General features: G+C 67.5%; 14 protein-coding genes and 1 pseudogene. 9 read left to right on the top strand and 6 right to left on the bottom strand.

Annotated elements, in window-relative coordinates:
* The coding region (locus ACFPIH_RS26170; RefSeq protein ID WP_385877577.1) for a transposase at positions 1-200 on the top strand (200 nt) is incomplete at its 5' end.
* Between the two features lie 21 nt (positions 201-221).
* Here the strand turns inward: ACFPIH_RS26170 and ACFPIH_RS26165 are convergent.
* Together ACFPIH_RS26165 and ACFPIH_RS26160 are read right to left on the bottom strand one after the other, a co-directional pair.
* The gene (locus tag ACFPIH_RS26165) at positions 222-407 is read right to left on the bottom strand and encodes a hypothetical protein (protein ID WP_381167404.1); all 186 of its coding nucleotides are present in this window, start codon (positions 405-407) and stop codon (positions 222-224) included.
* A 233-nt stretch (positions 408-640) separates the two neighbouring features.
* Positions 641-916: a hypothetical protein gene (locus ACFPIH_RS26160; protein ID WP_381167402.1), complete on the bottom strand. Its 276-nt coding sequence runs from the start codon at positions 914-916 to the stop codon at positions 641-643.
* 140 nt (positions 917-1056) lie between these two features.
* Here ACFPIH_RS26160 and ku point away from each other — a divergent pair, with 140 nt between their 5' ends.
* Complete coding sequence (gene ku / locus ACFPIH_RS26155) at positions 1057-1932, top strand: non-homologous end joining protein Ku (RefSeq protein ID WP_381167400.1); 876 nt, start codon at positions 1057-1059, stop codon at positions 1930-1932.
* 22 nt (positions 1933-1954) lie between these two features.
* On the opposite strand, the gene ACFPIH_RS26150 is transcribed toward ku, so the two are convergent.
* On the bottom strand, positions 1955-2284 hold the full coding sequence (locus tag ACFPIH_RS26150) for a DUF6233 domain-containing protein (RefSeq protein WP_381167398.1): 330 nt from the start codon (positions 2282-2284) through the stop codon (positions 1955-1957).
* A 45-nt stretch (positions 2285-2329) separates the two neighbouring features.
* Between ACFPIH_RS26150 and ACFPIH_RS26145 the strand changes: the two genes are divergently transcribed.
* Positions 2330-2527: a hypothetical protein gene (locus ACFPIH_RS26145; RefSeq protein WP_381167396.1), complete on the top strand. Its 198-nt coding sequence runs from the start codon at positions 2330-2332 to the stop codon at positions 2525-2527.
* A 35-nt stretch (positions 2528-2562) separates the two neighbouring features.
* Positions 2563-2814: a hypothetical protein gene (locus tag ACFPIH_RS26140; protein ID WP_381167394.1), complete on the top strand. Its 252-nt coding sequence runs from the start codon at positions 2563-2565 to the stop codon at positions 2812-2814.
* A gap of 94 nt (positions 2815-2908) precedes the next feature.
* Here the strand turns inward: ACFPIH_RS26140 and ACFPIH_RS26135 are convergent, their stop codons facing one another.
* From ACFPIH_RS26135 to ACFPIH_RS26125, 3 genes are read right to left on the bottom strand one after another with little or no spacing between them, the layout of a single operon-like run.
* Positions 2909-3115, bottom strand: coding sequence for a hypothetical protein (locus ACFPIH_RS26135; RefSeq protein WP_381167392.1), 207 nt, complete (start codon positions 3113-3115; stop codon positions 2909-2911).
* Between the two features lie 35 nt (positions 3116-3150).
* Positions 3151-3330 carry a hypothetical protein gene (locus ACFPIH_RS26130; protein WP_381167390.1) on the bottom strand — a complete coding sequence of 60 codons (180 nt, stop codon included), beginning with the start codon at positions 3328-3330 and terminating at the stop codon, positions 3151-3153.
* A 33-nt stretch (positions 3331-3363) separates the two neighbouring features.
* The gene (locus tag ACFPIH_RS26125) at positions 3364-3576 is read right to left on the bottom strand and encodes a GntR family transcriptional regulator (RefSeq protein WP_381167388.1); all 213 of its coding nucleotides are present in this window, start codon (positions 3574-3576) and stop codon (positions 3364-3366) included.
* A 650-nt stretch (positions 3577-4226) separates the two neighbouring features.
* Here ACFPIH_RS26125 and ACFPIH_RS26120 point away from each other — a divergent pair.
* The 5 genes and pseudogenes from ACFPIH_RS26120 to ACFPIH_RS26100 all read left to right on the top strand — a co-directional run bounded on the left by ACFPIH_RS26120 (position 4227) and on the right by ACFPIH_RS26100 (position 10498).
* Positions 4227-5411 (top strand): site-specific integrase, encoded by a 1185-nt coding sequence (locus tag ACFPIH_RS26120; protein WP_381167386.1) that lies wholly within the window; start codon positions 4227-4229, stop codon positions 5409-5411.
* A gap of 104 nt (positions 5412-5515) precedes the next feature.
* On the top strand, positions 5516-5752 hold the full coding sequence (locus ACFPIH_RS26115) for a hypothetical protein (RefSeq protein WP_381167384.1): 237 nt from the start codon (positions 5516-5518) through the stop codon (positions 5750-5752).
* A gap of 352 nt (positions 5753-6104) precedes the next feature.
* Positions 6105-6543 (top strand): annotated as a pseudogene (locus ACFPIH_RS26110) (transposase); the annotation flags it as partial.
* Positions 6544-6725: 182 nt separating this feature from the next.
* A complete protein-coding gene (locus tag ACFPIH_RS26105) occupies positions 6726-8597 on the top strand; it encodes an ATP-dependent nuclease (RefSeq protein ID WP_381167382.1) in 1872 nt (623 codons plus the stop codon).
* Positions 8594-10498: a UvrD-helicase domain-containing protein gene (locus ACFPIH_RS26100; RefSeq protein ID WP_381167380.1), complete on the top strand. Its 1905-nt coding sequence runs from the start codon at positions 8594-8596 to the stop codon at positions 10496-10498. Before ACFPIH_RS26105 ends, ACFPIH_RS26100 begins: the two co-directional genes overlap by 4 nt.
* Positions 10499-10553 lie beyond the last annotated feature (55 nt).

The following is a 10553-nucleotide window of genomic DNA, read 5'->3' as shown; positions in this document are numbered from 1 at the left end:
TGCGCAAGCGCGGCATCACCCACCGCATCGCACGCAAGGGCATCGAATCTTCCACGCGACTGGGCCGCCACCGCTGGACGATCGAGCGCACCATGGCCTGGCTCGCCGGCTGCCGTCGGCTCCACCGCCGCTACGAGCGCAAGGCTGAACACTTCCTGGCCTTCACCGCTATCGCCTGCACCCTCATTTGCTACCGGTGACTCGCCAAATGAGACGTCGTCTTAGCCCTGGGGGTCGGGGAGTTGCCCCGGCTTGACGGCGACGATCTCCACGCTGGTGCAGCCGGCGGCCTCGAGCGTCGTCTTCTGCTGTTTGGCGCTGGGTTGGTCGTATGCGACGGCGGAGGCGTGGGGTGTGCCGGTGGGGTCGGTCCAGGTGAGTCCGTAGTTCTGCATGGTGGTGGTCATGGCGGCATTCTGGCTGCTGCCACTGACAGTGGATAGTTTCGGCCGTCGTCTTCCCTGGTGGCTGGTTTGTGGTGCATCGTGTGCGGGCGGGCACCGATCCATCCCCTGGGTGAGGTTCCCCTTTCGGGCCCTGCCGTCGTCCACCCGGCGGCGGGGCCCGCCGCTCCTCCCGGCTCCCCACGGGAGGCCATGCGGCTGCCCGCCCAGACGTTGGGGCGGGCGCTCGCATTGTGTCAGCCAGCCTTCTTCTGCTCCCGGAGCTCGTGGACGGTGGCGGTGAGCGTGCCGTCTTGCTGCTCGTAGTGGGAGAGGGCGACGCCGAGGCCGAAGAAGGTGGGCGCCCACTGGCCGACGAAGATCCCCCACCGGTCGGCGCGGGCGAGTCCGGTGCCGGGTTCCATTGTGAGGCTGCCTGCCCAGGCGGCGACGGAGAGGCCGATGCTGGCGAGGGCTGCCATGTAGGCGTGTTCGCTGCGGATGCCCATGTCGTGCATGCCTTTGATGATCACGGACTGCTCCATTCGTGAGGGGGTGTGGTGACCGTGTTCCTCACATCGGGCGCACCTATTCATAGCTTTTGTGCGCATATGTGGGGAAGGTGGTTGGCGCGTAGCCTGATAGTGCTCGGGGCCGTCGCGGAGGTCTCGCCATGCCTCGAACCATCTGGTCAGGCGCCATCTCGTTCGGCCTGGTCACCGTGCCTTGCAACGTCCAATCGGCCACTGAAGATCATTCGATCCGATTCCACCAGTACCACCTGGAAGACATGGGCCGCGTGCGCACCCGCAAGGTGTGCGAGCTGGAGGACCGCGAAGTATCGAACGCGGAGATCGGCAAGGGCTACGAACTGTCGAAGACGCAAGTCATCCCCATCACGGACGAGGAACTGCGGGACCTGCCACTGCCGACGGCGAAGGCGATCGAGATCGAGGCGTTCGTACCGCTGGAGTCCATCGACCCGATCCGCATCGCGGAGGGCTACTACCTCGCCCCGGATGGCCAGGTCGCGGCGAAGCCGTACAAGCTGCTTCGGCAGGCGCTGGAGAGGTCGTCGAAGGTGGCCGTCGCGAAGTACGCATGGTCTGGGCGGGAGCGGCTCGGCCTGCTTCGGGTCCGCGGTGATGCGATCGTTCTCCATGCGATGCGCTGGCCGGACGAGATTCGTGACCCCGCCGAGCTGCTTCCACCGCCGACCGAGGTCTCTGGCGACGAGATCGAGGGCGCGGTCGCCCTGATGGAGACGATGGCCCGCGACGACCTTGAGGGGCCAGAGTTCGAGGACCGCTACACCGACGCCATGGCGAAGATCATCGAGGCGAAGCGAGAAGACCGCGAACTCCCCGAGGTGCCCGAGCCGGAACGACCGGGGGAGGTGCTCGACCTCATGGCCGCACTGAACGAATCCGTGCAGAAGGCGAAGGCCGCCCGCGGCGAGGACACCGAGCCGGCGAAGACCAGCAAGAAGGCGGCCGCGAAGAAGACGCCGGCCAAGAAGGCGTCCCAGCGGAAGCCGCGCAGCGCCTGAGGTGGCCGCCCTACGGCTGCCCTCAGCCGTCCAGCCCGAGCGCCTTGCCGGGCGCGCAAAACTGGCAGGGGTGGAAGAAGCTCTTGTCGTTGCTGAGCGACCAGCAGGCTTTCTCGGCGGTGAGGCTGGTGACGGGCCGTTCGATCATGGTGCAGTCGGCGCGGTGGATGGTGACGCCGGCGGGGTGGTCGTTGTGGATTGCCTGCTCGGAGATGTAACCGCCCTGCTCCTCCTGCTGCAGCCGCCGCTCGACATCGCCGATCTTCCGGCGGGTCTGATCGAGCTGCCAGGCCAGCCACTCCTCGAGGGTACGGAGTTTGGCGAGGCGCTCAGCGGGCGAAAGTTCGGACATGTGTTCGATTCTAGGGTGGCCGGGCGACTCTGCCACCCTGGGGGCATGCAATCCGACCGCTACCACCTCCTGCTCGCCTCCGCCGGCCGCCCGGTACAGCACGGCTGGTGGGCGCGAGAGGCGACCGCGCGGGCGAAGTTCACGCGCTGGATCGGCGAGTACGGCAACTTGCCCGGCGCTCGTATCACCCTCATCGACGAAGTCGCGGGCGAGACGTTGACGACCTGGCCCGAGGTGCCGTGACCTCTGCCATCCTGGGATCGATGAGAGGGGGCTCCATGTCGCACCGCCCGTACCCGAACACCGACCGCGCCCTGCGGCAGTTGACCCGCCACGACGATGAGACGCCGCCGATTCCCGCAGCCTCGCTGCGCCCGGTCACGCCGTTGGAGTGGAAGCTGTTCGACGGTCTTACGGCCGTGACGCAGGCGGCTGGCGCCGCGCTGGCGGAGTCGTTGATGCGGGCGCTGCCAGCTGCGGGGGAGTACCGCCTGTCGACGCGCCCCGGCGTTGTCAGTGGCGGCAAATAGCCTGAAGGCTCCGACGCTGTCTTTCGAGCAAGTCGGGTTTCTGTATGACTGGTCGCCCCGTCCGGCGTGATGCACCGGGCGGGGCGTGTTGCTCTCAGGCCTCGGTGGGCGTCGGCTGCCGAACGGCCTTCTTCACGGCCATCTCCACGTCCACTCGCGGCATGCTCTCGTCCTTCGCGTGCTCGGTGACGGCGCCCTGGAAGGCGGCTGCGGCGTCCAGCCAGGTCTTCCACGCGGCGGCGTAGTCGTCGGCGGTGTCGAGCGCCGCGTGCGCGTCGACAGCGGCTTGCTCAAGGGTCACGAGATCTCCGAAAGTGTGTGCCACAGACGGCGATCCTATGCCGCGGTCGTCATCTCACCGCGCTCGACCTGGTCCAACTTTGCGAGCAGGCGCCGATACTCCTCGCGCTGCTCGTCCGTGAGTCGCGCGTCCGGGTGTGGCCACAGGGCACGGATCGCCTCGTTCAGCTCTGCAGCAGACTGCGGCGGACCCGCGGGCAGGGGAGTGGGAGGCATGATCCGAGTCTAGGGGCGGGGTCTGACACTGGGCTACGAGTTCTCGGCCGGCGGCTCGGCGATGTACGTCCCCTTCGCGGGCAGCGTGAGGACAAGGTCGCGCCCTGGTAGTTCCTCAAGGGCCCGCCGCACCGTACCGATCGCCACACCCAGCTGCTCGGCGAGTTCCCCCTCGCCCTCCAGCCTGGCGCCCGGCTTCAGCTTCCCGCCCGTGATCAGGCCCGCGATGTGGTCGGCGATCTGCACGTACACTACAGCGGCCGCGACGGATCCACTACCGGCTCTTGACCACCCATGCTGTCAACGTAGGGCGGCGCATCACACCATGCGGGTGCAAGTAGCGACACACTGCTGCATATAGCGGTATGAAGCAGTATAGAGCGATACAAGAAGCTCCCGCCGGACGCGAAGGGCCGCACTCGTTACCGTGCGGTGGTGGACATCGGCCGCGACCTGCATGGGCGCGGAGTTCGAACGGCCGGAGGAGACAGCGAAGTCGTGGATCTCGCGCGCTCGCAAGGCAGGCTTGCTCGCCCCGAGCGTTAAGGGTCGAGCTGGTGCCGAGCCTGGCCAGCTGCTGCGCGACCTGACGTCGGAGGAGTTCGGTCGGTTCTTTCCCGAGGGCTACGACACCCCCCGGAGAATCTTGCCATGCTCGCAGCAGGCTTCGGCTCCATGTCTCCAGAGCGTCAGCGTGCCGTCTCGGTCGCGTGGTTCACGCGCTAACGGCAGGCCGAGCACAACCGCGCAACTCTCCAATGGGAGAGTCGGAAAGCCGAGCGTGAAGCGGAGCGTTCCCGTTCTGCCGACGATGCGGACGGACAGGAGTGAGTGAAGCGGTGTCGGCCGTCACCAGCGGTCCCCGCAACGCTTCGTAATTTGATTGGGGGAGGGTTATGGCCAAGATCAAAAAGATCACACTGCAGAACGGCAAGACCCGTTACCGCACGGTGGTGGACGCCGGCCGTGACGAGAACGGCAAGCGGATCCAGATCACCATCACAAGGGACCGGAAGAAGGACGTCGAGGGCGAACGGGACCGCATCCAGCACCAGCGGAAGAATGGGACGCTCATCCTCCCCAGTGAAATCACGCTGGGGGAGTGGCTGGACCAGTGGTTGGAGATGAAGAAGCGGGATGTCGAGGAGACGACGATCCGCACGTACCGCCTTGCCCTGGTCCACGTGTACGACCGCATCGGCTACATCAGGCTGCAGGAACTCACCGAAGAGCACGTGACCGCGTGCATCGACGACATCGTGGCCAAGGGCCGCCGAAAGGGCGGCGAGGCCGGTACGCGGCTCGCCGTCTCCACTGCCGAGGGCATACTCACCCGCCTGCGGGAGGCGCTGAAGCGGGCAGTCACGCGGAAGCTGATTGCCGAGAGCCCGGCCCAGTCGGTGCGGATCAGCCTTGCCGACAGGAAGACCGACAAGCGTGAGCGGCCCACAGTAAAGCCCTGGTCCGTCGCCGAGGTGCAGCGGTTCATCGCTGGTATCGAGCGAGACCGTCTCTATGCGCCGCTACTCCTGAGCCTGATGGGCTTCCGGCCGGCCGAGGTGGCCGGCCTGCGATGGACCGATCTCGATCTGAAGCTGGCCACTCTGGAGATGGTCAACACCCGCACAATGATCGGCAACGTCCAGGTGCTGGAGAAGGACGCCAAGACTGCGGCCGGCGAACGCGTCCTGCCGCTGCCTGGTCCCGTGCTGGACGCGCTGAAGAAGTTCCGGGCGCGCCAGGCGCGAGAGAAGCTGGCGGCGGGGGAGGGGTACACCGACTCGCCCTATGTCGTCGTCGATCAGCTGGGGATGGTGCGGAACATCCGACATCTGCGCGAGCACGCGTACCGGCTGATGCGCGAGCTGGAGATGCGGCAGGTCCGGCTGTACGACGCTCGGCACAGCTGTCTGTCGTACCTCGCGAACAACGGGGTGCCGGACCACATCCTCGCCGCATGGGCCGGACACACGAACGCAGCGTTCACCAAGCGGAAGTACGTCCACGTTGATGTTGAGGACATGCGTGCCGCAGCGTCAGCATGGGGCGGCTTTCACGGCGAACATACCGAGCGGTCGTGAGTGATTGTGAGAAATCGTCGCTTGTTGATCTCAAAAAACGCGCTCTGAGCAGGTAGTTTCCGTGGCGTCGTAGAACAGTGTTCAGATTCTACTGATCAAGCCGAATGCCCAGGTCGCAGGGGCTCGACTTTCTGCGTCGGCTGGACGTCGCGGGGATCGTCGACGGGCTGCGGCCACCGGATTCGGGGGCGGACCTGACGCACGGCCAGGTGATCGAGGTACTGGTGGCGAACCGGCTGACCGCTCCCGCGCCGCTGTTCCGCGTCGGGGACTGGGCGTACTCGTGTGAGGCCGTCAAGGGGCTTGGTGGAGGCCGATGCGTGTCCCGCCTGGTGCGTTGACGGATCTCATCGGTGTCCTGCTGGGGGGTTTCGGCGATCAACGGAGTTGTCGCGTCCGGCCGGTGGCAGCAAAACGTCTCCTCAGGGACACCGCAAGGACTCGAAGATGTCCATGGCGGGACGCCGACGTGTCAATCGGGTAGGAGAGCCGGGTGACCGGCCCTCCTACCCGATTGGCGCTCCGTCAGAAGAGCAGCTCAGGCTCAACTCTCTAGAAGCATCCTCCGCGGTTACCTACAGCGAGGACCCCGGGGACGACCGTCGGCGACTCCCAGTGGGCGAAGAGCACGACGACACAGACGGCCTGCGCTGACCTGAGCGCACACGCGGGCATCCAGTGGGGACTATCTGCCCCAGGGGGCTGGGCTTCGGCTCGGGCATGACCTGCTGGTGGCGCCTGGCTGCGTGGAACGAGGTCGGCGTGTGGGACCAGCTGCATCTGCTGTTGCTGGAGAGGTTGCGGGCGGCGAAGAAGCTGGACTGGTCGCGGGCGGTATTCGATTCCGCCCATGTGTGGGCCGCTCGCAGGGGCCCAAAGCGGTCCAAGCCCGGTCGACCGTGCACGGCCGGGCAGCAAGCACCACGTCATCACCGACGCCCAGGGCATCCCGCTCGCGGTGTCGATGACCGGCGGAAGCCGCAACGATGTCACGCAGTTACTGCCTCTGGTGGACAGGGTTCCGGCCGTGGCAGGCGCTGTCGGCCGGCCCCGTCGCAGCCCCGATGCCCTGCTGGCCGACCGTGGCTACGACCACGACAAGTACTGGCACCTGCTGTGGCAGCGCGGTATTCGCCTGTCCGGGCCGACGAGGCGCCCGGGGCCCCTGTCTCCCGTAATCTGCCGGATTCCCCCGGGCGGCGACCCCGGAGAGCATAGGATCTCGAAAATATCGATCACGGGCCGCGCAGCCCGGGGGGACTCCTTCCCGGAGAAGAGGGCGCCGCGGCCCCGTCGGCGGGGGAATTTGTGTACTTGGCGCATCTTCGGGTCGAGAACTTCCGGGTCTTCGGAGCTGCGGCCCAGAGCGAGGGCGAGACGGACGCGTCGCTTGACCTGTCGTTCACGGCCGGGACGAACGTGCTCGTCGGCGAGAACGACAGCGGGAAGACGGCGATCATCGATGCGATCCGGCTGTGCCTGCAGACCGCGGCGACGGACTACTACCGGGTCTCTCAGGACGACTTCCACCTTGGGAAGGACGGGCGGGCGGAGACCTTCACCATTGTGTGCGGGTTCACGGCCCTGTCGACCGAGGAGCAGGCGGTCTTCCTGGAACTGCTCACCCACGACCGCGGCGGCGCCGCCTGGCTTTGCGTGACGTTCAAGGCCCAACGGATGGACCGGAACCGGGTCTCGGTCATCACCCGGACCGGACCGGACGGTAACGGCCCCGCCCTGGACGGCGCCGCACGCGAACTCCTGCGTGCCACCTACCTGCGCCCCCTTCGCGATGCGGAGGCGGAACTGCGCTCGGGCCGCGGATCACGGCTGTCCCAGATCCTCGCCGGCTACCCGGAGATGAAGGACCAGGGCATCAATGATTACGACCCCGAGGGCGACACCCCTCCGTCCACTCTGGTGGGGATCCTGCGCCGCGCCGAGCACGACATCCGCGACAACAGTGCCGTATCTGAGGTGAGCCAGGACATCAACTCGGCTTACCTGCAGCGGTTTGCCATCGGCGACGACGTCCTGCGCGCCAAGATCAGCGTCGCCACCGACGCGACGCTGGCCCGCGCGCTGGAACGGCTCGAACTGAACCTTTTCGCTGAGTCCGACGAGTGGACGCGCCGCGGGCTCGGCTACAACAATGCCTTGTTCATGGCCGCGGAGCTCCTCCTGCTGGGCAAGAGCGAACTGGCACCCCTGCTGCTGATCGAGGAGCCCGAGGCACACCTCCATCCCCAGCTCCAGACCCGGATCATGGACCTGCTCCGCGACAGGGCCCAGGGGCCGCAGGAAGGCGGCAGGGCCCCGGTCCAGGTCATCCTCACCACCCACAGCCCCAACCTCGCCGCGTCGACGTCCGTCGAGTGCCTGACCCTCGTCGTCCGGGGCCGCACCTTCCCGCTGCGGCGCGGGATCACGCGCCTGACCGGCGAGGACTACGCGTTCCTGACCCGGTTCCTGGACGTCACCAAGGCCAACATGTTCTTCGCCCGGGGCCTGGCGATGGTCGAGGGCGACGCCGAGGCAATCTTCCTGCCCGCTCTCGCCGCCGTCCTGGGAATGCCCTTCAACGAGCACGGCGTCAGCGTGGTCAACGTCGGCCACGTCGGCCTGTTCCGGTACAGCCGCGTCTTCCAGCGCTCCGGCGAGCAGATCCCCGTCCCCGTTGCCTGTATCCGCGACCGCGACCTCGTCCCCGTCGGCACCTCGGAGGAGATGCGCGGCGGCTTGAAGTGCTGGGACGAGATGACGGAGCAGGAGATCGCCGCGCACGTCGCGGACCTCGCCAGCGGCGACGACGGGCCGGTGAAGACCTTCGTGTCGAACCGGTGGACGCTCGAGTACGACCTCGCCGTCACCTCCTGGGCCATGGCCAGGCTGATGCACCGGGCGGTCAAGCTCGCATCCGTTGCAGAACGGTCCTGGCCGGACGCCGCCAAGACCGAGCAGGTCATCGCTCGGGCCGACAGGGATATCGACGAGTGGGAAGGCCAGGGCCTCACTCTGGAACAGGCTGCACTGAAGATCTACAGACCACTCAAGCTCAACACCAGCAAGTCGATCACCGCACAGTTCGCCGCGCAGCTCCTCGCCTCCACCCCGCTGACGCAGAGCGACGTCCCGCCCTATCTGGTCCACGCCTTCAAGTACCTGTGCGGCGAGGTGGCCCCGTGACCGGCACCTACCTGGCCGATGCCTTCGCCACGCACAAAGTGGAGGCCATGGTGAAGCTCCTCGGACTCGATCCGCTTGATGCCGAGCAGTGGGACTTCTTGCAGAGCGAGACCACACAGGACCTCCAGGCCGCCCCGGGGTCGGGCAAGACCACGTTGATCGGACTCAAGCTTTCGCTCATGGCCGAGGCATGGACCTCCGTGACGCGCGGGGTCTGCGTGTTGTCCCACACCAACACGGCTAAGAACGAGATCGCCGACCGGGTGGCCTCCCTTGCTGCGGGGCGGCGCCTGCTGCGCTACCCGCATTTCATCGGCACCATCCAGTCCTTCGTGCACACCTTCCTCGCGCTGCCGGCCGTGCGGGCCAAGGGCGTCGAGGTCCGGTCCGTCGACGACGCGGCTTTCGAGACCGCAGCAATCCGGCTCCTGCAACGCCCTGACTATTCCACCCTGCGCAGCTACGTGGAACGCCAGCGCGACGGCACCGGCATCGTCACCGGGGCGACGTTCACCTACAAGGACGGCGAACTCGTGGTCACCGGCGCGACCAGGGAACCCCCCTTCCGCGCCGAGACAACCAGCGGCAAGCAGCTGTCCAGCCTCAAGTGGACTCTGGCCCATCAAGGCGTCTTCCGCTACCAGGACATGTACGCCATCGCCCAGCAGTACCTCACCGAGCACCCCGGCATCGTCCCGGCCGTCTCCGCGCGCTTCCCATTCGTTCTCCTCGACGAGATGCAGGACACCAGCACCACCCAACACGAACTGCTGGACCTCGTCTTCGCCTCCTCGCCCACCGTGGTGCAGCGGGTAGGCGACACCAACCAGGGCATCTACAGTGACGCCGGCGCCCTGCGCGGACCCGCCTCGGTGTTCCCGCTGCCCGGCGCCGCGGAGCTGCCAGTCAGCCGCCGCTTCGGACCGCAGATCGCAGCAGTGGCCAGCCACCTGGCCGTCCGGCGCCCCCAGCAAATCCACGGAGCCGGTCCCGACGGCCAGGTGGCGGTCTTGCTGTTCGACGAGGCCACAGCGACCGACGTCGTGCCGACCTTCGAACGCATGGCCGCCGTAATCGTCCCCGAGGACGTCCTCCTCAGGCGTCCGCCGCGTGTGCTGGGCGCGCGGCAGGGCCGGGGAGGCTCCCAGGCCTACCCGCAGTCGATCTCCTGCTACGTGCCCGGCTACACCCCGCCCGACCGCCCGACGGCACACCGCGCCCTGATCGACGCGGCCCGCGCGGCAGGGACCCAGTGGAGGTCCGGCGCGGACAGCCACGAAGCGGCCACCGAGTTGTGGAACGCCCTGCGCGCGTCCTTCACGCCCCTGACCGGCGAAGGGCTACCGGCGCTGGGCCGCCTCGAGAGGTCTGCGGCGACCCCCGGCGGCAGGGTGCGGATCCTGCTGCGCGAACTCCTCTTCCACGCAGCCGCGTTCGACGAGGCGGGCTGGGGCATGATCACCGAGCAGCTCACCGTCCAGATGAAGCTGCTCGCCGACCGACCGCTGAAGGCCGTCGGCCTGGAGTTCACCCCCGCGGCCGAGGCGGCCACAGCAGCGGGCGGCGTCCCCAAGAGCTCCGCCGCAGTGCCGGCGGTGCGGGCCGTACCCGGGACCATTCAGAGCGCGAAGGGCGAGACCCATGCGGCGACGCTGATCCTGGAGTGCCTTGAGAAGAACGGCAAGAAGTTCGACGTGACCGAGGCGCTCCGCATGGTCGCGGAGGGGAGCGACCCGCAGCGGGAGCTGAAGAGTGTCCAGGCCGCTGTGCAGCTTGTCTTCGTCGGGGCGACGCGCCCTACCCACCTGCTGGTGCTCGCCGCCCAACGCGACCGCGGCAAGCGGTACGCGGAGGTGATGATCGACGCGGGCTGGGACGTCCGGGACCTCACCGAGCACTGACCCCTGCATCCGTCCGTCTTCCTCGCGGTAGCGGCGCATGACCTTGGAGCCGGGG

This window comes from Streptomyces vulcanius, from assembly GCF_042653945.1.
Taxonomy (GTDB): Bacteria; Actinomycetota; Actinomycetes; order Streptomycetales; family Streptomycetaceae; genus Streptomyces; species Streptomyces mangrovi.
The sequence above is the reverse complement of the archived record's forward strand: the minus strand, read 5'-3'. Positions and strand labels throughout refer to the sequence as shown.